Annotated in this window: 25 protein-coding genes; 23 read left to right on the top strand and 2 right to left on the bottom strand. The window is 70.0% G+C overall.

What is annotated here, in order from left to right:
• Positions 1 to 144: 144 nt before the first annotated feature.
• The 5 genes from OC490_RS18870 to ftsH all read left to right on the top strand — a co-directional run bounded on the left by OC490_RS18870 (position 145) and on the right by ftsH (position 7,989).
• Positions 145 to 1,479, top strand: coding sequence for an ammonium transporter (locus OC490_RS18870; RefSeq protein WP_262059119.1), 1,335 nt, complete (start codon positions 145 to 147; stop codon positions 1,477 to 1,479).
• Entirely contained in the window at positions 1,476 to 1,814 is a 339-nt protein-coding gene (locus OC490_RS18875) for a P-II family nitrogen regulator (RefSeq protein WP_003997576.1), read from the top strand. Before OC490_RS18870 ends, OC490_RS18875 begins: the two co-directional genes overlap by 4 nt.
• A 25-nt stretch (positions 1,815 to 1,839) precedes the next feature.
• Positions 1,840 to 4,290 carry a [protein-PII] uridylyltransferase gene (locus tag OC490_RS18880; protein WP_262059120.1) on the top strand — a complete coding sequence of 817 codons (2,451 nt, stop codon included), beginning with the start codon at positions 1,840 to 1,842 and terminating at the stop codon, positions 4,288 to 4,290.
• 81 nt (positions 4,291 to 4,371) lie between these two features.
• Entirely contained in the window at positions 4,372 to 5,928 is a 1,557-nt protein-coding gene (ffh, locus tag OC490_RS18885) for a signal recognition particle protein (RefSeq protein WP_262059121.1), read from the top strand.
• Between the two features lie 123 nt (positions 5,929 to 6,051).
• Positions 6,052 to 7,989 carry an ATP-dependent zinc metalloprotease FtsH gene (ftsH, locus tag OC490_RS18890; RefSeq protein WP_262059122.1) on the top strand — a complete coding sequence of 646 codons (1,938 nt, stop codon included), beginning with the start codon at positions 6,052 to 6,054 and terminating at the stop codon, positions 7,987 to 7,989.
• 21 nt (positions 7,990 to 8,010) lie between these two features.
• Here the strand turns inward: ftsH and OC490_RS18895 are convergent, their stop codons facing one another.
• On the bottom strand, positions 8,011 to 8,868 hold the full coding sequence (locus OC490_RS18895) for a class I SAM-dependent methyltransferase (protein WP_262059123.1): 858 nt from the start codon (positions 8,866 to 8,868) through the stop codon (positions 8,011 to 8,013).
• 198 nt (positions 8,869 to 9,066) lie between these two features.
• Between OC490_RS18895 and proS the strand changes: the two genes are divergently transcribed.
• From proS to OC490_RS18985, 18 genes are all read left to right on the top strand, one after another.
• Positions 9,067 to 10,482: a proline--tRNA ligase gene (gene proS, locus OC490_RS18900; RefSeq protein WP_262059124.1), complete on the top strand. Its 1,416-nt coding sequence runs from the start codon at positions 9,067 to 9,069 to the stop codon at positions 10,480 to 10,482.
• A 260-nt stretch (positions 10,483 to 10,742) separates the two neighbouring features.
• Entirely contained in the window at positions 10,743 to 11,339 is a 597-nt protein-coding gene (locus tag OC490_RS18905) for a hypothetical protein (RefSeq protein WP_019068763.1), read from the top strand.
• 286 nt (positions 11,340 to 11,625) lie between these two features.
• Positions 11,626 to 12,045 carry a 30S ribosomal protein S16 gene (gene rpsP / locus OC490_RS18910; RefSeq protein WP_200709732.1) on the top strand — a complete coding sequence of 140 codons (420 nt, stop codon included), beginning with the start codon at positions 11,626 to 11,628 and terminating at the stop codon, positions 12,043 to 12,045.
• Positions 12,046 to 12,047: 2 nt separating this feature from the next.
• The gene (locus OC490_RS18915; RefSeq protein WP_005479813.1) at positions 12,048 to 12,287 is read left to right on the top strand and encodes an RNA-binding protein; all 240 of its coding nucleotides are present in this window, start codon (positions 12,048 to 12,050) and stop codon (positions 12,285 to 12,287) included.
• Positions 12,288 to 12,392: 105 nt separating this feature from the next.
• Complete coding sequence (gene rimM, locus OC490_RS18920) at positions 12,393 to 12,953, top strand: ribosome maturation factor RimM (protein ID WP_262059125.1); 561 nt, start codon at positions 12,393 to 12,395, stop codon at positions 12,951 to 12,953.
• Positions 12,950 to 13,783 carry a tRNA (guanosine(37)-N1)-methyltransferase TrmD gene (gene trmD / locus OC490_RS18925; RefSeq protein ID WP_262059126.1) on the top strand — a complete coding sequence of 278 codons (834 nt, stop codon included), beginning with the start codon at positions 12,950 to 12,952 and terminating at the stop codon, positions 13,781 to 13,783. The genes rimM and trmD overlap by 4 nt, the downstream gene beginning before the upstream one ends.
• Positions 13,784 to 13,916: 133 nt before the next feature.
• Complete coding sequence (rplS, locus tag OC490_RS18930) at positions 13,917 to 14,267, top strand: 50S ribosomal protein L19 (RefSeq protein WP_019058701.1); 351 nt, start codon at positions 13,917 to 13,919, stop codon at positions 14,265 to 14,267.
• A 45-nt stretch (positions 14,268 to 14,312) separates the two neighbouring features.
• Positions 14,313 to 15,029, top strand: a complete 717-nt coding sequence (gene lepB, locus OC490_RS18935; protein ID WP_262059127.1) for a signal peptidase I — start codon at positions 14,313 to 14,315, stop codon at positions 15,027 to 15,029.
• Entirely contained in the window at positions 15,022 to 16,137 is a 1,116-nt protein-coding gene (gene lepB / locus OC490_RS18940; protein WP_262059128.1) for a signal peptidase I, read from the top strand. The genes lepB (OC490_RS18935) and lepB (OC490_RS18940) overlap by 8 nt, the downstream gene beginning before the upstream one ends.
• Positions 16,025 to 16,999, top strand: coding sequence for a signal peptidase I (gene lepB / locus OC490_RS18945; RefSeq protein ID WP_262059129.1), 975 nt, complete (start codon positions 16,025 to 16,027; stop codon positions 16,997 to 16,999). The genes lepB (OC490_RS18940) and lepB (OC490_RS18945) overlap by 113 nt, the downstream gene beginning before the upstream one ends.
• A gap of 78 nt (positions 17,000 to 17,077) precedes the next feature.
• The gene (gene lepB / locus OC490_RS18950; protein ID WP_262059130.1) at positions 17,078 to 17,857 is read left to right on the top strand and encodes a signal peptidase I; all 780 of its coding nucleotides are present in this window, start codon (positions 17,078 to 17,080) and stop codon (positions 17,855 to 17,857) included.
• Complete coding sequence (locus OC490_RS18955; RefSeq protein WP_262059131.1) at positions 17,847 to 18,386, top strand: NUDIX hydrolase; 540 nt, start codon at positions 17,847 to 17,849, stop codon at positions 18,384 to 18,386. Before lepB (OC490_RS18950) ends, OC490_RS18955 begins: the two co-directional genes overlap by 11 nt.
• Before the next feature lie 56 nt (positions 18,387 to 18,442).
• Positions 18,443 to 18,751 (top strand): DUF2469 domain-containing protein, encoded by a 309-nt coding sequence (locus OC490_RS18960; protein ID WP_003965949.1) that lies wholly within the window; start codon positions 18,443 to 18,445, stop codon positions 18,749 to 18,751.
• 128 nt (positions 18,752 to 18,879) lie between these two features.
• Positions 18,880 to 19,242, top strand: coding sequence for a YraN family protein (locus OC490_RS18965; RefSeq protein ID WP_262059132.1), 363 nt, complete (start codon positions 18,880 to 18,882; stop codon positions 19,240 to 19,242).
• A 1-nt stretch (position 19,243) separates the two neighbouring features.
• Entirely contained in the window at positions 19,244 to 20,869 is a 1,626-nt protein-coding gene (locus OC490_RS18970) for a YifB family Mg chelatase-like AAA ATPase (RefSeq protein WP_262059133.1), read from the top strand.
• Positions 20,866 to 22,026 (top strand): DNA-processing protein DprA, encoded by a 1,161-nt coding sequence (gene dprA / locus OC490_RS18975; protein ID WP_262059134.1) that lies wholly within the window; start codon positions 20,866 to 20,868, stop codon positions 22,024 to 22,026. The genes OC490_RS18970 and dprA overlap by 4 nt, the downstream gene beginning before the upstream one ends.
• Positions 22,027 to 22,309: 283 nt before the next feature.
• A complete protein-coding gene (gene whiG / locus OC490_RS18980; protein WP_019068776.1) occupies positions 22,310 to 23,152 on the top strand; it encodes an RNA polymerase sigma factor WhiG in 843 nt (280 codons plus the stop codon).
• A 116-nt stretch (positions 23,153 to 23,268) separates the two neighbouring features.
• Positions 23,269 to 23,826 carry a TetR/AcrR family transcriptional regulator gene (locus tag OC490_RS18985; protein ID WP_262059249.1) on the top strand — a complete coding sequence of 186 codons (558 nt, stop codon included), beginning with the start codon at positions 23,269 to 23,271 and terminating at the stop codon, positions 23,824 to 23,826.
• On the opposite strand, the gene OC490_RS18990 is transcribed toward OC490_RS18985, so the two are convergent.
• Entirely contained in the window at positions 23,780 to 24,487 is a 708-nt protein-coding gene (locus OC490_RS18990) for a murein hydrolase activator EnvC family protein (RefSeq protein WP_262059135.1), read from the bottom strand. The two genes, OC490_RS18985 and OC490_RS18990, sit on opposite strands and share 47 nt — an antisense overlap.
• Positions 24,488 to 24,639: the final 152 nt, after the last annotated feature.

The raw sequence follows: 24,639 nt of genomic DNA on the forward strand, positions 1-24,639 counted from the left end.
TTCGTCACCCCGGCGAAACAACGTGGGGCTTCGACCGAAACCGCGCTGCGCCAATCTCATGGCGCATAACCGGACCCCCCGCCTTGACCGGACCGCATCCAGGCTTCGCCCGCACGGGGCCGTACAACCGACGAGGAGACGCCGATGGCATCAGCCGCCATCACGCTTGCCGCGGAGGCACCCAAACTGTCCTCCGCGAACACAGGCTTCATGCTCATCTGTTCCGCCCTGGTGTTGCTCATGACACCGGGACTCGCCTTCTTCTACGGAGGCATGGTCCGCGTCAAGAGCACCCTGAACATGCTGATGATGAGCTTCATCAGCATCGGGATCGTCACCATCCTGTGGGTGCTCTACGGCTTCTCGCTCGCCTTCGGTTCGAGTAACGGCTTCATCGGCTACGACTCCCACTGGCTGGGCATGAGCGACGTCGGACTGACGGACCTCTGGCCCGGATACACCATCCCGATCTTCGTCTTCATGGTCTTCCAGATGATGTTCGCCGTCATCACCCCGGCCCTGATAAGCGGTGCCATCGCCGACCGCGTGAAGTTCTCGGCCTGGGCGCTCTTCGTCGCCCTGTGGCTGACCGTCGTCTACGTCCCCGTCGCCCACTGGGTATGGGGCGCCGACGGCTGGGCCTTCAAGCTCGGTGTGATCGACTTCGCCGGTGGTACCGCGGTCCACATCAACGCCGGTGCCGGCGCCCTCGGCGTCATCCTCGTCATCGGCAAGCGCGTCGGCTTCAAGCGTGACCCCATGCGTCCGCACAGCCTTCCCCTGGTCATGCTCGGCTGCGGTCTGCTGTGGTTCGGCTGGTTCGGCTTCAACGCCGGTTCGTGGCTCGGCAACGACGACGGCGTCGGCGCGCTGATGTTCGTCAACACGCAGGTCGCCACCGCCGCCGCCATGCTCGCCTGGCTCGCCTACGAGAAGATCCGCCACGGCGCGTTCACCACGCTGGGCGCGGCCTCGGGTGCCGTCGCCGGTCTGGTCGCCATCACCCCGTCCGGTGGTGCGGTCTCCCCGCTGGGCGCGATCGCCGTCGGCGCCATCGCCGGTGTCGGCTGTGCCGCGGCCGTCGGCCTGAAGTACAGGTTCAACATCGACGACTCCCTCGACGTCGTCGGTGTCCACATGGTCGGCGGTATCCTCGGCTCCCTGCTGATCGGCTTCTTCGCCACCGGCAAGGGCCAGTCCGCCGCGACCGGTGTCTTCTACGGCGACCACTCCTTCACCCAGCTGTGGAAGCAGTTCGCCGGTGTCGGCGCGGTCCTCGGCTACTCCCTGGTCGCCTCCGCGGTCCTCGCCTTCCTCATCGACAAGACCATCGGTATGCGGGTCACCGAGGACGAAGAGGTCGCGGGTATCGACCAGGCCGAGCACGCCGAGACGGCATACGACTTCAGCGGCGCCGGCGGCGGCCTCGGCGGCAGCTCTCTCGCCACCGCCACGGAGACGAAGAAGGTGGACGCATGAAGCTCATCACCGCCGTCGTGAAGCCCCACCGGCTCGACGAGATCAAGGAAGCCCTCCAGGCCTTCGGGGTCCACGGTCTGACGGTCACCGAGGCGAGCGGCTACGGTCGTCAGCGGGGACACACCGAGGTCTACCGGGGCGCCGAGTACACGGTCGACCTGGTCCCCAAGATCCGCATCGAGGTGCTGGCCGAGGACGACGACGCCGAGCAGCTGATCGACGTCATCGTCAAGGCCGCCCGCACCGGCAAGATCGGTGACGGCAAGGTCTGGTCCCTCCCGGTCGAGACGGCCGTCCGGGTCAGGACCGGCGAGCGCGGACCGGACGCGCTCTAAAAAGAAACAGAACAGGAGTCGCTGGGTGACGAGTACGGACGTGCGCAAGGATGCAGAGGACTCCGGACCCAGCGGCTACGCGGCGGCCCGGCTGCGCCTCCTCACTGAGGGGGCGCGGTCCGGGCCGCCGCGCCGTGCCGCCCTCGCCGAACTGACCGACGACTGGCTGACCGGCCTCTTCACCGCCGGCAACGAAGCCCTCAAGGGCGTCTCCCTGGTCGCCGTCGGCGGCTACGGCCGCGGCGAACTCTCCCCGCGCAGCGACCTCGACCTGCTCCTCCTGCACGACGGCAGTGACTCCGGAGCGGTCGCCGCCCTCGCGGACCGCATCTGGTACCCGGTCTGGGACCTCGGCCTCGCCCTCGACCACTCCGTCCGCACGCCCGCCGAGGCCCGCAAGACCGCCGGCGAGGACCTCAAGGTCCAGCTCGGCCTCCTCGACGCCCGCCACATCGCCGGCGACCTCGGCCTGACCGCCTCCCTGCGCACGGCCGTCCTCGCCGACTGGCGCAACCAGGCGCCCAAACGCCTCCCCGAACTCCAGGAACTCTGCGCCGAACGCGCCGAGCGGCAGGGCGAGTTGCAGTACCTCCTCGAACCGGACCTCAAGGAGGCCCGCGGCGGCCTCCGCGACGCCACCGCGCTGCGCGCCGTAGCCGCCTCCTGGCTCGCCGACGCCCCGCGCGAGGGCCTCGCCGACGCCCGCCGCCGCCTCCTCGACGTCCGCGACGCCCTGCACCTCACCACCGGCCGCGCCACCGACCGGCTCGCGCTCCAGGAGCAGGACCAGGTCGCCGCCGAGCTCGGCCTCCTCGACGCGGACACCCTGCTGCGCCAGGTCTACGAAGCGGCACGCGTCGTGTCGTACGCCAGTGATGTCACCTGGCGCGAAGTGGGGCGCGTGCTGCGGTCCCGTGCGGTGCGGCCGAGGCTGCGCGCCATGCTCGGGGGCGGCGCCAAACCGGCCGCCGAGCGCTCCCCGCTCGCCGAGGGCGTCGTGGAGCAGGACGGTGAGGTCGTGCTCGCCCGCGCCGCCCGCCCCGAACGCGACCCGGTCCTCCCGCTGCGCGCCGCCGCTGCCGCCGCGCAGGCCGGACTCCCGCTCTCGCTGCACGCCGTACGGCGCATGGCGACCGCGGTGCGTCCGTTGCCCACGCCCTGGCCCGCCGAGGCGCGCGAGCAGCTCGTGACGCTGCTCGGTTCCGGACAGCCGACGGTCGACGTGTGGGAGGCGCTGGAGGCGGAAGGCCTGATCACCCGCCTTCTCCCAGACTGGGAGCGGGTCCGCTGCCGTCCGCAGCGCAACGCCGTGCACATCTGGACCGTCGACCGGCACCTCATCGAAACCGCCGTCCGCGCCTCGGAGTTCGCCCGCCGCGTCAGCCGCCCCGACCTCCTGCTCGTCTCCGCGCTGCTGCACGACATCGGCAAGGGCTGGCCCGGCGACCACTCCGTGGCCGGCGAGATCATCGCCAAGGACGTGGCCGCCCGCATCGGCTTCGACCGCGCGGACGTCGCCGTACTCGCCACGCTCGTACGCCATCACCTCCTCCTCATCGACACGGCCACCCGGCGTGACCTGGAGGACCCGGCGACGGTCCGTTCGGTCGCCGAGGCGGTCGGTACGACGAGCACCCTGGAGCTGCTGCACGCCCTGACCGAGGCGGACGCGCTGGCCACCGGCCCGGCCGCCTGGTCGTCCTGGCGGGCCTCCCTCGTCGCCGACCTGGTGAAGCGGGTCGCCGCGGTCCTCTCCGGCGACGCGCCCGAGGAGCCCGAGGCGGGCGCGGCCACGGCGGAACAGGAACGCCTCGCGATCGAGGCGGTGGCGACGGGCGGCCCGGTCCTCGCGCTGCGCGCCCAGACGGAACCCCCGTCCGAGGACGAGCCCGCCGGCGACCCCGAACCCCTCGGCGTGGAACTCCTGATCGCCGTACCGGACCAGCCGGGCGTACTCCCCGCGGTGGCCGGCGTCCTGGCGATGCACCGCCTGACGGTCCGCACGGCGGAGCTGCGAGCGCTCGACCTCCCGGTCGGCGTAGAGGGCTCGGTCCTGCTGCTGAACTGGCGGGTCGCCGCCGAGTACGGCTCCCTGCCCCAGGCGGCCCGGCTGCGCGCCGATCTCGTACGGGCCCTGGACGGGTCGTTCGACATCGCCGCCCGCCTCGCCGAACGCGACGCCGCCTACCCGCGCCGCCGGGGTGTCGTGGCACCGGCGGCCCGCGTGACGGTCGCCCCGGCCGCCTCCCGGCACGCCACGGTCATCGAGGTGCGCGCGCACGACGCCCCCGGGCTGCTGCACCGGATCGGGCGGGCGCTGGACGAGGCGAAGGTCCGGGTGCGGAGCATGCACGTGAGCACGCTGGGTTCGAACGCGGTGGACGCGTTCTACGTCACCGGGGCGGAGGGGACACCGCTGCCGGCGGAGGAGGCCACGGCGGTGGCGCGCAAACTGGAGGAAACCCTGCGCGGCTGACCCGTGACCCGGTCTTGTGCGACCGGGATACCCTGGAGGGCGATTCCCCAATAGCCACCGACCCCGAGGACCGCGAGCGCCGTGTTCGATACTCTCTCTGATCGCCTCTCAGCCACTTTCAAGAACCTGCGCGGCAAGGGACGGCTCTCCGAGGCGGACATCGACGCCACCGCGCGCGAGATCCGGATCGCGCTGCTTGAGGCGGACGTGGCGCTGCCCGTCGTCCGTACGTTCATCAAGAACGTCAAGGAGCGCGCCCTCGGCGCCGACCTCAACAGGGCGCTGAACAACCCGGCCCAGCAGGTCGTGAAGATCGTCAACGAGGAACTCGTCACGATCCTCGGCGGCGAGACCCGGCGCCTCCGCTTCGCCAAGAACCCGCCGACCGTGATCATGCTCGCGGGTCTGCAGGGTGCCGGTAAGACGACCCTCGCGGGCAAGCTCGGCAAGTGGCTGAAGGACCAGGGGCACTCGCCGCTGCTCGTCGCCGCCGACCTCCAGCGCCCCAACGCGGTGAACCAGCTGAGCGTCGTCGCCGAGCGCGCCGGTGTCGCGGTCTACGCGCCCGAGCCGGGCAACGGCGTCGGTGACCCGGTCAAGGTCGCCAAGGACTCCATCGAGTTCGCCAAGTCCAAGGTCCACGACATCGTGATCGTGGACACCGCGGGCCGCCTCGGTATCGACCAGGAACTGATGCAGCAGGCCGCGGACATCCGCGACGCGGTCAGCCCGGACGAGATCCTGTTCGTCGTCGACGCGATGATCGGCCAGGACGCGGTCAACACCGCCGAGTCCTTCCGCGACGGCGTCGGCTTCGACGGCGTGGTGCTCTCCAAGCTCGACGGCGACGCCCGCGGTGGTGCGGCCCTGTCGATCGCGTCGGTCACCGGCAAGCCGATCATGTTCGCGTCGAACGGCGAGAAGCTCGACGACTTCGACGCCTTCCACCCGGACCGGATGGCCTCCCGCATCCTCGACATGGGTGACCTGCTCACCCTGATCGAGCAGGCGGAGAAGACGTTCAGCCAAGAAGAGGCCGAGAAGATGGCCTCGAAGCTGGCGTCCAAGAAGGGCCAGGACTTCACCCTCGACGACTTCCTGTCCCAGATGGAGCAGGTCAGGAAGATGGGCAGCATCAGCAAGCTGCTCGGCATGCTCCCGGGCATGGGCCAGATCAAGGACCAGATCAACAACCTCGACGAGCGGGACGTCGACCGTACGGCCGCGATCATCAAGTCGATGACCCCGGCCGAGCGCGCCGAGCCGACCATCATCAACGGCTCGCGCCGCGCCCGTATCGCCAAGGGCTCCGGCGTCGAGGTCAGCGCCGTGAAGGGCCTGGTCGAGCGGTTCTTCGAGGCCCGCAAGATGATGTCCCGCATGGCGCAGGGCGGCGGGATGCCCGGCATGCCGGGGATGCCGGGCATGGGCGGCGGCCCCGGCCGCACCAAGAAGCAGCCCAAGCAGGCCAAGGGCAAGCAGCGTTCCGGCAACCCGATGAAGCGCAAGCAGCAGGAGCTGGAGGAGGCGCAGCGCCGCGAGGCCGGCGCCGCCCAGGGCGGCAACGCGTTCGGACTGCCCCAGCAGGGCGCCCAGGACTTCGAGCTGCCGGACGAGTTCAAGAAGTTCATGGGCTGAGCCCCAGAAGGTTCATGGGCCGACAGCCCGTCTTCTACGTCGCCGAGGGCGCCCCTCTCCGGAAGGGCGCCCTCGGCGCATCCCGGGCGTGCCGACACCTTGCCCGTGTCGTAACTTGCCGATATGACCAACCCCGCGCCGCCGCGCAAGTCGCCCGATCAGCCCTGGCGAACGGAAGGCACCCCGGACGAGCCCCCGAAGCCGTCGCCGGGCGGGAAGAAGATGCGCGGCGGCTGGTGGAGTCTGATCCTCACCGCGCTGGTCGTGTACCTGATCGCCAACCTGATCCTGTCGTTCTTCAACGAGGGCGACGAGCCGACGATCTCCTACACGGAGTTCAGCAAGCAGGTCGACGCCGGCAACGTCACCAAGATCTACGCCAAGGGCAACGCGATCCAGGGCCAGCTGAAGAAGGGCCAGGACAACCCGGACGGCGGCGGCAAGTACACCAAGTTCGACACCGAGCGGCCGACCTTCGCGGACGACCAGCTCTGGGAGGACCTGACCAAGCACAACGTCACGGTCACGGCGGAACCGGTCGTACAACACCGTAGTTTTCTGGCCAATCTGCTGATCTCGCTGGCCCCGATGCTGCTCCTGGTCGTCCTGTGGCTCTTCATCGCGCGGCGGATGAGCTCGGGGCTCGGCGGCGCGGGCGGCATGCTCGGCCGCAAGGCCCCGCCGAAACCGGTCGAGCTGGAGCCGGGCAAGCAGCGCACGACCTTCGAGGACGTGGCCGGCATCGACGAGGTCGAGGGCGAGCTGAACGACGTCGTCGACTTCCTCAAGAACCCGGACGAGTACCGCAGGATGGGCGCCAAGATGCCCCGGGGCGTGCTGCTCGCGGGCCCGCCCGGCACCGGCAAGACGCTGCTCGCGCGGGCGGTCGCGGGGGAGGCGGGGGTGCCGTTCTTCTCGGCCTCGGCCTCCGAGTTCATCGAGATGATCGTCGGTGTCGGTGCCTCACGCGTGCGTGAACTCTTCGCGGAGGCCCGCAAGGTGGCCCCGTCGATCATCTTCATCGACGAGATCGACACCATCGGCCGGGCCCGCGGCGGCGGCTCCGGCATGGGCGGTCACGACGAGCGCGAGCAGACCCTGAACCAGATCCTCACCGAGATGGACGGCTTCTCCGGCTCCGAGGGCGTCATCGTCATCGCGGCCACCAACCGCGCCGACGTCCTGGACCCGGCGCTGACCCGCCCCGGCCGCTTCGACCGGGTGGTCGTGGTCTCGCCCCCGGACCGGGGTGGCCGCGAGGCGATCCTGGAGATCCACACCCGCGAGATCCCGCTCGCGAAGGACGTGAACCTCGCCCAGGTCGCCCGTACGACCCCGGGCATGACCGGCGCCGAACTGGCCAACCTCGCCAACGAGGCCGCCCTCCTCGCGGTCAAGCGCAAGCAGAGCGAGGTCACCCAGTCCGACCTCTCGGAAGCCCTGGAGAAGGTCCAACTGGGCGCCGAACGCCCGCTGGTGATGCCCGAGGAGGAACGCCGGCGCACCGCGTACCACGAGAGCGGCCACGCCCTCCTCGGCATGCTCCAGCCCGGCGCCGACCCGGTCCGCAAGATCACCATCGTCCCGCGTGGGAGGGCACTCGGCGTAACGCTCTCCACCCCGGACGCCGACAAGTACGCGTACACCGAGGAGTACCTGCGCGGCCGGATCATCGGCGCCCTCGGCGGCATGGCCGCGGAACAGGTCGTCTACGGCGTGATCACCACCGGCGCCGAGAACGACCTCGAACAGGTCACCAACATCGCGCGCGGGATGGTCGCCCGCTGGGGCATGAGCGAGCGCGTCGGCCGCCTCTCCGCCCTCCCCAACGACGCCCAGCAGGCCTACGGCCTCTCGGCGGCACCGCAGACCCTGGACGTGATCGACCACGAGATGCGCCGCATCGTCGACGAGTGCTACGACGAGGCCATCCGCAAACTCCGCGACCACCGCGGCCAGTTGGACGACCTCGCGGCGGCCCTCCTGGAGAACGAGACGTTGGAGGAGACGGACGCCTACCGGATCGCGGGCGTCACGCGCCTGTTCAAGGAAGACTCCTAGTTCAAGGAAGACTTCTAGTTCTCAGGTCGTACGCGCGATCACATACCGGAAGACGTTCGGCATCCACACCGTGCCGTCCTGCCGCCGATACGGATGCAACGCTTCCGCCAACTCCTTCTCCACCTGCACCTGATCCGTCGCGATGATCGCCGAGTCGAAGAGTCCCGTCGACAACAGCCCTCGTACGGCGCTCTCGACGTCGGCGTACCCGAAGGGGCAGGCCACTCGGCCCGAGCCGTCCGGCCTGAGGCCGGCGCGGTGGGCGACCTCCTCCAGGTCGTCGCGCAGAACCGGGCGCGGGCTGCCCGTGCCGCGCAGCGGGTCCGCCAGCCTGGTGGCCACCCGCAGCACGGACGAGGTCGCGCAGCGCTCCGGCGGACCCCAGCCGGCCAGCACCACGGGCGTCCCGCGCTCGGTCAACGGCGTCGCGGACGCGAGCAGTTCGCCGAGCCCCTCCGAGTCGCCCGCGAGACACCCGATGGGCTCGAAAGCGGTCACCAGGGTGTACGCGGGCGTCTCCGCGTCGGCCGCGTCCCTGGAGGAGCCGTAGACGAGCCGGGTGTGCGCACGCGCGCGTGGGGACCACGGGTCCGGCAGCAGCCGCTCCCGGGCGAGGGCCAGCCGTTCGGGGGAGGAACGCTCGACACCGGTCACCGCAGCGCCTCTGGAGGCCGCCATCAGCAGGGCGAGCCCGGAGCCGCAGCCGAGGCCGAGCAGCCGGGTGCCGGGCCCCACTTCGAGTCGCTCGTAGACGGCTTCGTAGAGCGGCACCAGCATCCGCTCCTGGATCTCGGACCAGTCACGCGCGCGTGCACCCAGGTCCACACGGGGCGCGGGCCCCGTGTGAGGCAGGTAGTGCCGCACGAGCGTAGGTGTCATCGAAAGCGCCCCAATCCGCAGAGAGTTGTGGCCGTGCCCGTTTCCGAGGCCCCCGTGATGTGCGCCCGCACTTCCCCCGTATGCCAGCAAACTCCGCACTCGCTACGGCGTCCAGGGTTTGTGGGGCCCGGCTTGTGGCTTCCCTGTGGGAGTGGCGAGAATTCACATGACGGCAACGTGGGCCCGTACGATCTCGCCATGGCCAAGGCACCCGTACTCACGCCCCGGGCGGAAGATTTCCCCCGCTGGTACCAGGATCTGATCAGCAAGGCCGAGCTGGCCGACAACGGCCCAGTGCGCGGCTCCATGGTCATCCGACCGTACGGGTACGGCCTTTGGGAGCGGATGCAGGCCGAGATGGACGCCCGCATCAAGGAGACGGGCACCGAGAACGCGTACTTCCCGCTGCTGATCCCGCAGTCCTATCTCGCCCGCGAGGCCGACCACGTCGAGGGCTTCGCGCCCGAACTGGCTGTGGTCACCCACGGCGGCGGCAAGGAGCTGGAGGAGCCCGCGGTCGTCCGGCCCACCTCCGAGATGATCATCAATGAGTACTTCTCGAAGTGGGTGCAGAGCTACCGCGACCTGCCCCTGCTGATCAACCAATGGGCGAACGTGGTCCGTTGGGAGCTGCGCCCCCGGCTCTTCCTCCGTACGAGCGAGTTCCTGTGGCAGGAGGGCCACACGGCGCACGCGACCTACGAGGAGGCGCGCGACTTCGCCGCGCACATCCACCGCAAGGTCTACGAGGACTTCATGGTCAACGTCCTCGCGATGGACGTCGTACCGGGCCGCAAGACGGTCAAGGAGCGGTTCGCGGGCGCGATCAACACCCTCACCCTCGAAGGGATGATGGGCGACGGCAAGGCGCTGCAGATGGCGACCAGTCACGAGCTGGGTCAGAACTTCGCGAAGGCCTTCAACACGCAGTACCTGTCCAAGGAGGGCAAGCAGGAACTGGTCTGGCAGACCTCCTGGGGCTCCACCACGCGCATGATCGGCGCCCTGGTGATGATGCACGGCGACGACGACGGGCTCCGGGTGCCGCCGCGTCTTGCGCACATCCAGGTGGTCGTTCTCGCGATCAAGGGCGACGAGGCGGTTCTGGCCAAGGTCCGCGAGCTCGGGGACCGGCTGAAGGCGGCGGGCGTGCGGGTCCGCGTCGACGACCGCACGGACGTCCCCTTCGGGCGCCGGGCCGTCGACTGGGAGCTCAAGGGCGTACCCGTACGGATCGAGATCGGGCCCCGTGACCTGGAGAACGGCACCGCGATGCTGGCCCGGCGGATCCCGGGAGGCAAGGAGCCGGTGGCGATCGACTCCCTCGTAGAGCTGCTTCCCGTCGTCCTTGAGGAGGACCAGGCGCTGCTGCTGAAGCAGTCCCGCGAGCGGCGTGAGTCCCGCACCTCCGAGGTGTCCACGATCGGGGAGGCCGTCGAGGCCGCCACCGCCGGCGGCTGGGCGCGCATCCCGTGGGCGACACTGGGCGAGGAGGGCGAGGCCCAGCTGGCCGAGCACGCGGTCACCGTACGGTGTCTGGTCGCCGAGGACGGGTCGGTACCGGACGCCGACAAGGCACCCGGTAACGTCGCGGTCGTGGCGCGCGCCTACTGAAGCGACGGCCTCCGGCGGCAGAGCGACCGAAAGGCCTCTTGCGCAACGGCGGACAACAGCTCCCCCGGCGCGCGGACACCGTCTACGCGCCGGGTCGTATCTCGGACTACGCACCAGCTTGGTATGAGCTGTGAGGCTTCTCCGCAGATCAGCGCACCTGCCCTCGTCAGGACGCATCAGTGCCAACTGACGGGTACGTGCAAATTATTTGGGATGGCCCGGAATCGGAACACAGGGGCACTCCGGCTCGTTGTCATTACGTGAGCACGACACAGACACCACCTGTTCTCGCCGCAGAGCTGGCAGAGGCGTGGGCCGACATTCAGCGGTACCACCCCGAACTGCCCGATCTGGCCGCGCCCGAGTCCCTGATCGGAGAGTCGTCGTCCGCCTGCGGACACGAGCTCTCCTTCGAGCGACTGCTCCATGAGGCAGTCCATGGCATCGCCGCCGCACGCGGCGTGCGCGACACGTCCCGTGCCGGTCGCTACCACAACCGCAGATTCCTCGCGATCGCCGAGGAGCTGGGCCTGGACCACCCCGACGAACCGCACCCCAGCAGTGGTTTCTCGCTGGTCCAGCTCAACCCCGAGGCCAAGCGGCGCTACCGGCCGACGATGGAGCGTCTCCAGCGCGCGCTGAAGGCGCACACCGTCGCCACCTCGGCGGACACCTCCCGCACCTTCCGCGGCCCGGCCGCCCGGCACGGTTCGTCCGGTGGGGGCGTCCGCGTCAAGGCGGTGTGCGACTGCGGTCGTAACGTACGGGTCGTCCCGTCGGTGCTGGCCCAGGCGCCGATCGTGTGCGGGGGCTGCGGCAAGCCCTTCCGCATTCCGGAGGTCGTGGGCGCGGCCTGAGGGTGCGGCTGCTCGTGGCAGCCGCACCCCGCAGGGCGGGTTGCGTACACCCGCGCCGGTCACCTCCCGGCGCCGGGTGTCGCTTCCGCATGGGCCGGGGTATGCGGGGGCATGCCCCCCGGTCGGGCGAACCGCCAGGGTGTGGCACAATGGCTAGCTGTACTCGACAGCCGCACAGGAACCCTCTCGCCTCCGGCTGACGCGTCCATCGGGCACTCGGGTACCGCAACCCCACGCGGCCATCTCGCCGTGCCCAACCACGTCAAAACCAGGAGAACCCACTCCCGTGGCAGTCAAGATCAAGCTGAAGCGTCTGGGCAAGATCCGTTCGCCTCACTACCGCATCGTCGTCGCCGACTCCCGTACCCGCCGTGACGGCCGGGCCATCGAGGAGATCGGTCTGTACCACCCGGTGCAGAACCCCTCGCGCATCGAGGTCGACACGGACCGCGCGCAGTACTGGCTGGGTGTCGGCGCGCAGCCGACCGAGCCCGTCCTCGCCATCCTGAAGCTCACCGGCGACTGGCAGAAGTTCAAGGGCCTGCCGGCCCCGGCTCCGCTGCTCGTTGCCGCGCCGAAGGCCGCACGCCCCGTGTTCGACGCCCTCGGTGGCGACGACGCGAGCAAGGGTGAGGCCATCACCCAGAAGAAGAAGGCCGACAAGAAGGACGAGGCTGCGGCCGAGTCCGAGTCGACCGAGGCCTGAGCATGCTCGAGGAGGCTCTCGAGCACCTCGTGAAGGGCATCGTCGACAACCCTGACGATGTGCAGGTCGCCTCGCGCGACCTGCGTCGCGGGCGCGTGCTGGAGGTCCGGGTGCACCCCGACGACCTCGGCAAGGTGATCGGCCGCAACGGCCGCACCGCTCGCGCTCTGCGCACCGTCGTGGGCGCCATCGGCGGCCGAGGCGTCCGCGTCGACCTCGTCGACGTGGACCACGTCCGCTGACGTTCGTGGATCACATCCACTGACGTCTATCGCAAACCGGCTCGGGCCGGGGAGGGCCTGCGGGCCGTCCCCGGCCCGTCGTCGTACTACAGGAGATCAAGCACAGTGCAGCTGGTAGTCGCTCGTATCGGCCGCGCCCATGGCATCAAGGGCGAGGTCACCGTCGAGGTACGCACCGACGAGCCGGAACTCAGGCTCGCCCCCGGAGCCGTCCTGGCCACCGAACCCGCCGCCACCGGCCCCCTGACCATCGAGACCGGCCGGGTCCACAGCGGCCGGCTCCTCCTGCGCTTCGAGGGCGTCAGCGACCGCACCGGCGCCGAGGCCCTGCGCAACACCCTCCTGATCGCCGAGATCGACCCGGAGGAGCTGCCGGAGGAGGAGGACGAGTACTACGACCACCAGCTGATGGACCTCGACGTCGTCACCAAGGACGGCGAGGAGGTCGGCCGGATCACCGAGATCTCACACCTGCCCTCCCAGGACCTCTTCATCGTCGAGCGGCCCGACGGCAGCGAGGTGATGATCCCGTTCGTCGAGTCGATCGTCATCGAGATCGACCTGGAGGAGCAGCGCGCGGTCATCGACCCGCCGCCCGGGCTGATCGACGACCGCGCGGAGATCGTGTCGAGCCGGGAAGACTCCTCGGAGGACACGGACGCATGAGGCTCGACGTCGTCACGATCTTCCCCGAGTACCTCGAACCGCTGAACGTCTCCCTCGTCGGCAAGGCACGCGCGCGTGGACAGCTGAATGTGCACGTGCATGATCTGCGCTCCTGGACGTACGACCGCCACAACACGGTCGACGACACCCCCTACGGCGGCGGCCCCGGCATGGTCATGAAGACCGAGCCCTGGGGCGACGCCCTGGACTCCGTCCTGGCCGACGGCTACGAGACGGGCTCCGCCGCGCCCGCGCTCATCGTGCCCACGCCCAGCGGCCGGCCCTTCACCCAGGAACTCGCCGTGGAGCTCTCCGAGCGCCCCTGGCTGGTCTTCACACCCGCCCGCTACGAAGGCATCGACCGGCGGGTCATCGACGAGTACGCGACCCGTATGCCCGTCTACGAGGTGTCCATCGGCGACTACGTGCTCGCCGGCGGCGAGGCGGCCGTCCTGGTCGTCACGGAGGCCGTGGCACGGCTCCTGCCCGGTGTCCTGGGCAACGCCGAGTCCCACCGCGACGACTCCTTCGCGCCCGGCGCCATGGCCAACCTCCTGGAGGGGCCGATCTACACCAAGCCGCCCGTCTGGCGCGGCCGGGACATCCCGGACGTGCTGCTCAGCGGTCACCACGGAAAGATCGCCCGCTGGCGGCGCGACGAGGCGCTGAAGCGCACGGCCGCCCACCGGCCCGACCTGATCGAGCGCTGCGAGCCCAAGGCCTTCGACAAGAAGGACCGCGAGATGCTCTCGATCCTGGGCTGGGCCCCGGACCCGGAGGGGGAGCCGTACGGCCGATTTTGGCGCAGGCCGGACGGCGTGGAAGAATAGGTCGTTGTTGTGCGTCGTCCGGCGTGCGCCCCTGCCACAGGGGGACACGACGCCCGCCCCGACACGGACAACATCCTTCACCTCACCTATCTCCCGTCGGTGACCTGTGGCATCGATGAAGAAAGCAGACGAAATGTCCCACCTGCTCGACATCGTCGACGGCGCCTCGCTGCGCACCGACATCCCGGCCTTCCGCCCGGGTGACACCGTCAACGTCCACGTCCGCGTCATCGAGGGCAACCGCTCCCGTGTGCAGCAGTTCAAGGGCGTAGTCATCCGTCGCCAGGGCGCCGGTGTCCGCGAGACCTTCACGGTCCGCAAGGTCTCGTTCTCCGTCGGCGTGGAGCGCACCTTCCCGGTGCACACCCCGATCGTCGAGAAGATCGAGCTCGTGACCCGTGGCGACGTCCGTCGCGCGAAGCTGTACTACCTCCGTGACCTGCGCGGCAAGGCCGCGAAGATCAAGGAGAAGCGCGACAACTAGTCGCCCTGCGGGGTTCATATCGGAGCCGGATAATATCTGGCTCCGATGGACACCGAACCACAGCCGACAGAGCGCGACCGCTCCTCCCGCCCTTCCGACTCCGAGGACATCTCGGACATCGGAGGACCGGAGGGACGGTCGCGTTTCGCGTTGCTGTCGCGTGTCGTCGAGTGGCTGCCCGGCGGCCGGATCACCCTGACTGCCCTGGTCTGTCTGGTGTTCCTGCTGCTGCTCAACACCTTCTTGGTCCAGCCTTTCCAGATTCCCAGCGGATCCATGGAATCCGGATTGAGGATCGGCGACCGCGTTCTCGTAAATAAGTTGGCGTACCGTTTTGGTGCCCATCCGAGGCGCGGCGACATCGTTGTGTTCGACGGCACCGGCTATTTCGGGGACGCCGACTACATCAAGCGCGTTGTGGGTGTGGGGGGAGACCGCGTGGTCTGCTGCGACGAGAAGGGGAGGCTCCAGGTGAACGGGCGGTCGGTCGACGAGACGGCGTTCCTGTACCCCGGTGACACCCCGTCCAGCGTGCCGTTCGACGTGGTGGTGCCCTCCGGCACACTCTTCGTCCTCGGTGACCACCGCAGCGACTCAAGCGACTCCCGGGATCACCTGGGCGACCCGGGCGGAGGCATGATTCCCGTTGGTGACGTCATCGGACGAGCCGATTGGATTGTCTGGCCCGCCGGGCACTGGACCCACCTCGTCCGACCCGGTGCCTACGCGCGCGTACCCGCCGCGGACGGCGCCCATGGGTAACCGCGGCAGGCCGCGCGGCGCGACGCCGCCGGGCGGCTCCTTCGGGAACGAGAACCTGCTGCCGACCGGCTTCCGGCGCGCGGGCGCGCTGGCCCCGGCCGGGGGCGCCGGCCGCAGCCGGGCCGAGCGGCGCAAGCTCCAGCGCAAGGTCAAGCGACGGCGCAGGCGCGGCGCGGTCCGGGAGATACCCCTCCTGGTGGGCGTCGCCGTCCTCATAGCGCTCGTCCTGAAGACCTTCCTCGTCCAGGCGTTCGTGATCCCGTCGGGCTCCATGGAGCAGACGATCCGCATCGGGGACCGGGTCCTGGTCGACAAGTTCACCCCGTGGTTCGGCTCCGAGCCCAAGCGCGGCGACGTCGTCGTCTTCCACGACCCGGGGGGCTGGCTCGCGGACGAACAGACCACCAAGAAGAACGACCCCGTCGTCGTCAAGCAGGTCAAGGAAGGCCTCCAGTTCATCGGCCTGCTGCCGTCCGACAACGAGAAGGACCTCATCAAGCGGGTCATCGGCGTCGGCGGCGACCACGTCAAGTGCTGTGACTCGGAAGGGCGGGTGACCGTCAACGGGGTTCCCCTGACCGAGGCCGACTACCTGTATCCCGGGAACGCGCCGTCCGAGACGGCGTTCGACATCACCGTCCCCAAGGGCCGGCTGTGGGTGATGGGCGACCACCGCGGCAACTCGGCCGACTCCCGGGCACACCAGAACACCAGCTACGGCGGCACGGTCGCGCTCTCCTCGGTGGTGGGGCGGGCCAAGGTGATCGCCTGGCCGATGGGCCACTGGACCAGCCTGAACGAACCTAAAACCTTCGCATCGGTTTCCAACTCCGTGTCGGGGACGACCGCCGGTCCTGAACTGTCGCATAGGGTTGCCCCGGTCGATCCGAACGGATCGGTCCAACTCCCGAGCCCTGCGGAACTCCCGCTCGTTATGGGAGTGGTGGGCCTGCGCCGAGGATGGGGCAGGCGGCGGCACAGAGTAAGGAGTTGGCGTGGGGGATGTGGCGGTTGGCGCACGGTCCGGACACGACGGCGAGGAGCACCAGGGACATCCCGTGGAAGCACCCGTCCCGGCCGCGGACAGCGCCGTGACCTCCGGGAGTGACGCCGGAGCGGACGAGGACGGTACGGCGCCGGGTGAGGCGACCCGGACCGAGGAAGTGGGGTCGGGCGACTCGACCCCTCCGGTGAAGAAGCCGCGCTCCTTCTGGAAGGAGCTGCCGATCCTGATCGTCATCGCGCTCGTCCTGGCGCTGCTGATCAAGACGTTCCTGGTGCAGGCGTTCTCGATCCCCTCCGACTCGATGCAGAACACCCTCCAGCAGGGTGACCGCGTCCTGGTCGACAAGCTCACCCCGTGGTTCGGGTCCAAGCCCGAGCGCGGTGAGGTCGTCGTCTTCCACGACCCGGACGACTGGCTGGCGGGTGAGCCGACGGCGAACCCCAACGCCCTGCAGACGGTGCTCAGTTGGATCGGCCTGATGCCGTCCGCCCAGGAGAAGGACCTGATCAAGCGGGTCATCGGCGTCGGCGGCGACACGGTCTCCTGCAGCGGCACCGGCCCGCTGATGGTCAACGGCAAGGCGTTGAACGAGCCGTACGTCTACCCGGGCAACACCCCGTGCACCAACGACGACCAGGGTGGTCAGTTCACCGTCAAGGTCCCCAAGGGTGACATCTGGGTGATGGGCGACCACCGGCAGAACTCGCGGGACTCGCGCTACAACCAGTCCGACAAGCACCACGGCATGGTCCCGGTGAAGGAGGTCGTCGGCCGCGCGATCGTCAAGGCCTGGCCCATCAACCGCTGGGGCACGCTGCCGATCCCGGACACCTTCGACCAGACCGGCATCAACACGCAGGCCTCGGCCTCCCGGCTGCTGACGGCCGCACCGGAGGGCCTCGCCCTCGTCGGCGTGCTGCCGCTGGCCCTGTGGCGCCGCAGGCGGTCCGCCAAGGTGGAGTAAAGGCCTTGTAGAGCTTGTGACCTTGGTCCCGGAGGAAGGGCTGACCACCCTCGGTACCGCCGGGTAGGGTGCGGACCCATGGGTGGCGAGAGCGCAACACGTACGGCCCCGCGTACCGGCGGTGGCACTGGCAAGGGCCCGGTGGGCAGCCGGACCGGACAGCGGTTGTCCGGGCTGGCCGTCGCACTGGGCCTTGTGCTGTTCCTCGGCGGGTTCGGCTGGGGAGCTGTGGTCTACCGGCCGTACACGGTGCCGACCAGCTCCATGACGCCGACCATCGACATGGGCGACCGGGTGCTGGCGCAGCGCATCGACGGCAGCGAGGTGCGCCGGGGCGATGTCGTCGTCTTCACCGACAAGACCTGGGTGACCAACGCGCCCGTGGTCAAGCGGGTCGTCGCGGTCGGCGGGGACACCGTCTCCTGCTGCACCAACGGCAAGTTGGTCGTCAACGGCAAGCAGATCGACGAGGGCTACCTCAAGGGGGGCGCGGTCGAGGACAAGACGATCCCGACGGTGAAGGTTCCCAAGGGCCGCCTGTTCCTGCTCGGCGACGAGCGCCAGGGCTCCCTGGACTCCAGCGCCCACCTCACGGACGTCGCCAGCGGCACCGTCGCGAGCAGTGCCGTGAACGCCCGCGTGGACGCCGTCGTATGGCCCATGAAGGGCATGCTGGAGCGGCCCACCGGCTTCGAGGAGCTCGGCGGCCTCTCCCAGCCCGGCCCGCTGCGCACGGTCGTCGCCCTCATCGTCGCGGGCGCGGTGCTCGTCCTCGGCGGCGGCGCCTACGGCCCCGTCGCCAAGCTGCTGGCCGGCCGCCGCTCCCGGACCCGTACGGAGCCCGCCGGTGCCCGCTGAGGCCACCGAGGAGGGCGCGTACGGCGACTCGTACGAGGGCGGGCTGCGCAAGGTCGCCCGGGTGGTCCTCCTCGACCCGCAGGACCGCATCCTGTTGCTCCACGGCCACGAGCCGGACGATCCGGCCGACGACTGGTGGTTCACGCCGGGCGGCGGCCTGGAGGGCGACGAGACGCACGAGGAGGCCGCGCTGCGGGAACTCGCGGAGGAGACGGGGATCACTCAGGTGGAGCTCGGCCCGGTGCTGTGGACCCGGACGTGCTCCTTCCCGTTCGCGGGCCGCCGCTGGGACCAGGACGAGTGGTACTACCTGGCCAGGACGTCCGCCACGGCCGACGGGGTGCCCGGCGCAACGGCCCTCACCGAGCTGGAGCGGCGCAGCGTCTCCGGAGCACGTTGGTGGACGTGCCGGGAACTGGAGCGGGCGCATGAGACGGTGTATCCGACCAGACTCGCCGAGCTGCTCCGCAGGCTGATCGACGAAGGGCCCCCGGCCGGGCCGGTGACCCTTGACACGGAAATCGTCTAGGGGCGCACGGGACTGGCGCACAATGGTGGGATCGCACGGCTGAAGGGGAACATGCCATGAGCGCCGAGGACCTCGAAAAGTACGAGACCGAGATGGAGCTGAAGCTCTACCGGGAGTACCGCGATGTCGTCGGTCTGTTCAAATACGTGATCGAGACCGAACGGCGCTTCTACCTCACCAACGACTACGAGATGCAGGTGCACTCGGTCCAGGGCGAGGTGTTCTTCGAGGTGTCCATGGCGGATGCCTGGGTGTGGGACATGTATCGACCGGCTCGCTTCGTGAAGCAGGTCCGGGTGCTCACATTCAAGGACGTGAACATCGAGGAGCTGAACAAGAGCGATCTGGAGTTGCCGGGCGGCTGACGGCGGCTCTTCGCGGAGCACCCGTCGCTCGTGTGGGTGACGGAGTTCTCCACAACCACTGAACGGTCCACCAAGATCCACTCGGTGGACCGTTCTGCGTGACGGTTGGCGCCGGAGGTGGTGCCGACATGAACGCACGCAGTGCACTCGGCAAGTACGGCGAGACGCTGGCCGCACGACGGCTGGTCGAGGCCGGGATGACGGTCCTGGAGCGCAACTGGCGCTGTGGCAGGACCGGCGAGATCGACATCGTGGCGCGGGACGGCGACGTCCTGGTCGTCTGCGAGGTCAAGACACGGCGGGCCGGTGCCTACGAGCACCCGATGGCCGCCGTGACCCCCGAGAAGGCGGAGCGCCTGCGCGGCCTCGCCGAATGCTGGATCCACGCCCACGGAGGCGCGCCACCGGGCGGTGTCCGCATCGACCTGGTGGGCGTGCTCCTGCCCGGCCGCGGCGCACCCGTCGTCGAGCACGCGCGGGGGGTGGTCTGAGATGGGGTTCGCTCGTACGTGTTCGGTGGCGCTGGTGGGCGTCGAGGGCGTGGTCGTCGAGGTCCAGGCCGACCTCGAACCCGGCGTCGCCGCGTTCACCCTGGTGGGCCTGCCCGACAAGAGCCTCACGGAGAGCAAGGACCGGGTGCGGGCCGCGGTCGTCAACTCGGGCGCCGCGTGGCCGCAGAAGAAGCTGACGGTGGGCCTGAGTCCGGCGTCCGTACCGAAGAGCGGCAGCGGGTTCGACCTGGCCGTGGCCGCGGCGGTACTCGGCGCGGCCGAACGGATCGATCCCCGGGTGCTCGCCGACATCGTGATGATCGGAGAGCTGGGACTCGACGGAAGGGTCCGCCCGGTCCGGGGGATCCTGCCGGCCGTGCTGGCGGCGGCCGACGCGGGGTACGAGCAGGTGGTGGTGCCGGAGTGCGCCGCCGCCGAGGCGTCCCTCGTGCCCGGGGTGTCCGTGCTGGGCGTCCGCAGCCTGCGACAACTGATCGCCGTACTCGCGGACGAGCCCGTCCCCGACGAGGAACCGGACGGCCTGGGACGACCCGACCCGCTCCTCGCCGGCCTGCGCATGCCGGGCACCGGGGCCGCCACGGGCATGCACAGTATGGGAGCGGCACACTACGACCCCGTTCATGACCTCGCCGATGTCGCCGGGCAGCACGCGGCGCGCACAGCGGCCGAGATCGCCGCGGCCGGCGGACACCACCTCTTCCTCGAAGGTCCGCCGGGTGCGGGCAAGACCATGCTGGCCGAGCGGATGCCCGCGATCCTGCCCCGGCTCAGCCGACAGGACTCTCTGGAGGTCACGGCGGTCCACTCGGTGGCGGGCCTGTTGCCTCCGGGCAAACCCTTGATCGACGTCGCCCCCTACTGCGCTCCGCACCACTCGGCCACGATGCAGGCCCTCGTCGGGGGCGGACCCCATATGGCGAGGCCCGGAGCCGTGTCCCTGTCGCACAGGGGAATTCTCTTCCTCGACGAGACCCCGGAGTTCAGCGGCCAGGCACTCGACGCGCTACGGCAGCCACTGGAGTCGGGGTACGTGGTGATCGCCCGCAGTGCGGGGGTGGTGCGGTTCCCGGCGCGGTTCCAGATGGTGCTCGCGGCCAATCCGTGTCCCTGTGGCCGCTACTCCCAGAAGGAGGACCTCTGCGACTGCCCGTCCACGTCGATCCGCCGCTATCAGGCCCGGATCTCCGGCCCACTGCTCGACCGGGTGGACCTGCGGGTCACGGTGGACCGCGTCACGCGGGAAGAGCTCAGCATGTACGGGGCGCGAGGAGAGACCACGGCGACGGTCGTGGACCGGGTGAGGGCGGCGAGGGAGCGGGCGGCGGCACGCCTCGCGGACACTCCGTGGCGCACCAACAGCGAGGTGCCCGGCCGTGAACTGCGCAGCCGCTGGCACGCCGTGCGCGGGGCGATGGACGAGGCCGAACGCAGTCTGGAGCGGGGCGCGCTGACCGCGCGCGGAATCGACCGGGTCCTGCGTGTGGCCTGGACGGTCGCGGACCTCAAGGGGCATGACCGACCCGACGACACGGACGTGCTCCTCGCCCTGCAACTGCGCACCGGTGTTTCACGAGGTGCGCCGATGACCCTCGGGGCACTGGTATGACCGCGCACGAGGACCCGGGCGACGAGTTCCACGCCCGCGTCCTCCTCGCCCGGGTCGTCGAACCCGGCGACGAAGTGGCCGGTCGGTGGATTCGTGAGCTGGGAGCCGTGGAAGTGGCCCGGCGGCTGTGGGACGGACGGCCGCAGCTCACCGGGGTCACCGACAAACGGTGGGCCGGGCTGTGCGCGCGGGCCGAGTCGGTAGAGCCGGGCCGGGACCTGGAGGTGGCCCGGGAGGCCGGGGTGCGGTTCGTGTGCCCCGGTGACACCGAGTGGCCCGCCCAGCTAGACGACCTCGGGGACGCACGGCCCGTCGGACTGTGGGTGCGCGGCCGGCCCAGCCTGCGGGTGTGGGCGCTCAAGTCCGTCGCCGTCGTCGGCGCCCGCGCCTGCACCGAGTACGGCGCCCACATGGCGGCCACCCTTGCCGCCGGCCTCGCCGAGGACGGCTGGGTGGTCGTGTCCGGCGGTGCCTACGGAGTCGACGGTGCCGCACATCGCGGCGCCCTCGGCGCGGGCGGTGCCACCGTCGCCGTGCTCGCCTGTGGAGTGGACCGGCCCTACCCGCGCGGCCACGCCCAGTTGATCGGCAGGATCGCCGAACAGGGGCTCGTGGTGGGCGAGTTGCCGCCCGGTGAGCATCCGACATCGAGCAGGTTCATCCTCCGGAACCGGGTGATCGCCGCGCTCACCAGGGGCACCGTGGTGGTCGAGGCCGCGTATCGCAGCGGATCGCTCGTCACGGCCCGGGCGGCGCAGCGGTTGGGGCGCCACACCATAGGAGTGCCCGGCCCGGCCACCAGCGGGCTGTCCGCCGGTGTGCACGAACTCCTGCGCGGGAACGCGGTGCTGGTCACCGACGCCGCCGAAGTCGTCGAACTGGTCGGTGACATGGGCGAACTGGCCCCGGACAGGCGCGGACCGGTGCTCCCGCGCGACCTGTTGGAACCGGCCGCCCGCCGCATTCTCGCCGCCCTCCCCGGCAACAGGGTGGCAGCGGTGCGGGAGATCGCCCGGGGTGCGCAGACCACGGAGGACGACGCGGTCGCGAGACTGTACGAACTCCGAGCACTTGGTTACGTCGAACGACACGGCGACGGCTGGAAGTTGACACGCCAGGCGATGATCTCGGTCCGGCCGGATCGGGGGCGCCGCTGACCGAGTGTGTTCGGCCGTCCGGGGGAACCCCGACACCCTTGGGAATTCCCGCAGTTGGCGCATTCGGATGATCACGCACAGCGATCGGGGCGACCCGTTCCCGCACCATGTCGAACGCGTTCGTGGCCGGTCCGGGCCCTGGACTTCGCGCACCGCGACACTCCAGTCACGCTACGCTCACGGGGATTCCGGCACAGACCGGCAAACAGACTGGTAACTCCCCATTACTCCGACAGCTCACCCAGGCACCCCCACTTCACGGCAGAACGGCACAAGGCGACGAATGCCTCAGCACACCTCCGGGTCCGACCGGGCGGCGATCCCCCCAGCCGCCCGCGACGGTGGCAGCGTCCGGCCGCCCGCTCCCTCGACGCTCGACGAGCTGTGGCGGTCGTACAAGACGACGGGCGACGAGCGGCTGCGTGAGCAGCTGATCCTGCACTACTCGCCGCTCGTGAAATACGTCGCGGGACGGGTGAGCGTCGGGCTGCCGCCCAACGTCGAGCAGGCGGACTTCGTGTCGTCGGGGGTGTTCGGACTGATCGACGCCATCGAGAAGTTCGACATCGAGCGGGAGATCAAGTTCGAGACGTACGCGATCACCCGCATCCGGGGCGCGATGATCGACGAGTTGCGCGCGCTGGACTGGATCCCGCGCTCGGTGCGGCAGAAGGCGCGGAACGTGGAGCGGGCGTACGCCACGCTGGAGGCGCGGCTCAGGCGCACCCCCAGCGAGGGCGAGGTGGCCGCCGAGATGGGCATCGCGGTGGACGAACTCCACGCCGTCTTCAGCCAGTTGTCGCTGGCCAACGTGGTCGCCCTGGAGGAACTGCTGCACGCCGGCGGCGAGGGCGGCGACCGACTCAGCCTGATGGACACCCTGGAGGACACCGCCGCCGACAACCCGGTGGAGGTGGCGGAGGGGCGGGAGTTGCGGCGGTTCCTGGCGCGGGCGATCAACACGTTGCCCGAGCGGGAGAAGACCGTCGTCACGCTCTACTACTACGAGGGGCTGACCCTCGCCGAGATCGGCAACGTGCTCGGGGTGACCGAGAGCCGGGTCAGCCAGATCCACACCAAGTCCGTGCTGCAACTGCGCGCCAAGCTGGCGAGTTTCGGCCGCTGACCAAGTCGTACGGCCGCTTCGACCTCGCAGAATCGTGACTGCATGGCTCCTGTCACTCCCGCCGGGGGTGGACCGTCCGTAGAGTGGTTGACGTGCCAAGGATTCGAGCGGCCTCCGTGGCCGAGCACCGGTCGATGCAGCGAGCCGCCCTGCTGGACGCGGCTCGTTCCCTGCTGTCCGAGGGCGGGACGGAGGCGCTGACCTTCCCGGCCCTGGCCGAGCGGACGGGGCTCGCACGGTCCTCCGTGTACGAGTACTTCCGCTCCCGGGCCGCCGTCGTCGAGGAACTCTGCGCGGTCGACTTCCCCCTCTGGGCGGCGGATGTGTCGGCGGCGATGGAGCGGGCCGGCTCCGCCGAGGGCAAGGTCGAAGCGTATGTGCGGCAGCAGCTGGCCCTGGTCGGGGACCGGCGGCATCGGGCTGTGGTTGCCATCTCGGCGAGTGAACTGGACGCCGGGGCGCGGGAGAAGATCCGGGCCGCGCATGGTGGGCTGGTCGCGATGATCGTTGAGGCGCTGGCGGAGATGGGGCATGCGGAGCCGCGGCTGGCGGCGATGTTGCTTCAGGGGGTTGTCGATGCGGCTGTGCGGCGGATCGAGCTCGGGGCTGCGGAGGATCCTTCGGTGATCACTGAGGCTGCGGTGAGTATGGCTTTGCGGGGTGTCTCGGGTTGAGTTGTCGGCTGCGGGCCGGTGGGGGCCGGGCGCGCCCCGCGGCGGAGCTGCAAATCGATACAGCCCCGCGCCCCTGAAGGGGCGCTCCAAGCACCGGCAGCAAGCGTGATGGGCCGCTGTTCAGCAGCCACGGCGGCAGTAGCCCCAGCGGGTCCAAGTACACCTCCCCTCTCAGCAAGCCCCAGTGCACGCACGAAGTCGCGCCGCAGTGCGAGCCTGTGAGCTCCACTGTTCCCACCACCTCGCCCGCCTCCACCTCGTCCCCCTTCTTCACCGTCGCGCTCACCGGCTCGTAGGTCGTGCGGAGATCCGTCCCCGTCAGTTCGACCGATACGACACCCTTCCCCGCCACCCGGCCCGCGAACGACACCCGTCCCGCCGCCACCGCCCGTACCGGAGCGCCCGCCGAGGTCGCCAGGTCCACGCCTCGGTGGCCACGGGTGTAGAGCGTCGCCGGGGGCTCCCAGGCTCGTAGGACCAAGGGGTGGGAACCGACGGGCCAGGTGCGGGCGATGGCCGGTACGGGAGGGGGTGGGACGCCGGCCGGTGTCGGCGGAGGGGTGTCGTCCGCCTGGGCCGCGCAGGTCAGCAGGGTCAGGAAGAGGGCCAGCGCCAAGCCCAGTGCGGTGTGCGGATGTCGCAGGTGTCGTCGTGTTCGCATGGCACAAACCGTGCCGTATCCGTGTCGATCATGGCTGGGACCTGTGGACCGCCGGGTGCTTGTGGACAACGGCGTCACCCGGTACCTCGCGGGTCCCGTACACTTCCTTTGGCGATCCGGGTCACCGGGTCGACTTCGCACGCCCCGACATC

The sequence above is a fragment of the Streptomyces sp. STR69 genome (assembly GCF_024519455.1).
Taxonomy (GTDB): Bacteria; Actinomycetota; Actinomycetes; order Streptomycetales; family Streptomycetaceae; genus Streptomyces.

Excerpts from the sequence above, each read along its gene's own strand:
- dprA (WP_262059134.1), top strand. The coding sequence starts at position 20,866 with ATGACCGCGCACGAGGACCCGGGCGACGAGTTCCACGCCCGCGTCCTC.
- lepB (WP_262059130.1), top strand. The coding sequence starts at position 17,078 with ATGGGTGGCGAGAGCGCAACACGTACGGCCCCGCGTACCGGCGGTGGC.
- ftsH (WP_262059122.1), top strand. The coding sequence starts at position 6,052 with ATGACCAACCCCGCGCCGCCGCGCAAGTCGCCCGATCAGCCCTGGCGA.
- rplS (WP_019058701.1), top strand. The coding sequence starts at position 13,917 with ATGTCCCACCTGCTCGACATCGTCGACGGCGCCTCGCTGCGCACCGAC.
- OC490_RS18960 (WP_003965949.1), top strand. The coding sequence starts at position 18,443 with ATGAGCGCCGAGGACCTCGAAAAGTACGAGACCGAGATGGAGCTGAAG.
- lepB (WP_262059128.1), top strand. The coding sequence starts at position 15,022 with ATGGGTAACCGCGGCAGGCCGCGCGGCGCGACGCCGCCGGGCGGCTCC.
- trmD (WP_262059126.1), top strand. The coding sequence starts at position 12,950 with ATGAGGCTCGACGTCGTCACGATCTTCCCCGAGTACCTCGAACCGCTG.
- OC490_RS18990 (WP_262059135.1), bottom strand. The coding sequence starts at position 24,487 with ATGCGAACACGACGACACCTGCGACATCCGCACACCGCACTGGGCTTG.
- OC490_RS18875 (WP_003997576.1), top strand. The coding sequence starts at position 1,476 with ATGAAGCTCATCACCGCCGTCGTGAAGCCCCACCGGCTCGACGAGATC.
- OC490_RS18915 (WP_005479813.1), top strand. The coding sequence starts at position 12,048 with ATGCTCGAGGAGGCTCTCGAGCACCTCGTGAAGGGCATCGTCGACAAC.
- lepB (WP_262059127.1), top strand. The coding sequence starts at position 14,313 with ATGGACACCGAACCACAGCCGACAGAGCGCGACCGCTCCTCCCGCCCT.
- OC490_RS18970 (WP_262059133.1), top strand. The coding sequence starts at position 19,244 with ATGGGGTTCGCTCGTACGTGTTCGGTGGCGCTGGTGGGCGTCGAGGGC.
- OC490_RS18870 (WP_262059119.1), top strand. The coding sequence starts at position 145 with ATGGCATCAGCCGCCATCACGCTTGCCGCGGAGGCACCCAAACTGTCC.
- whiG (WP_019068776.1), top strand. The coding sequence starts at position 22,310 with ATGCCTCAGCACACCTCCGGGTCCGACCGGGCGGCGATCCCCCCAGCC.
- OC490_RS18895 (WP_262059123.1), bottom strand. The coding sequence starts at position 8,868 with ATGACACCTACGCTCGTGCGGCACTACCTGCCTCACACGGGGCCCGCG.
- OC490_RS18965 (WP_262059132.1), top strand. The coding sequence starts at position 18,880 with ATGAACGCACGCAGTGCACTCGGCAAGTACGGCGAGACGCTGGCCGCA.
- proS (WP_262059124.1), top strand. The coding sequence starts at position 9,067 with ATGGCCAAGGCACCCGTACTCACGCCCCGGGCGGAAGATTTCCCCCGC.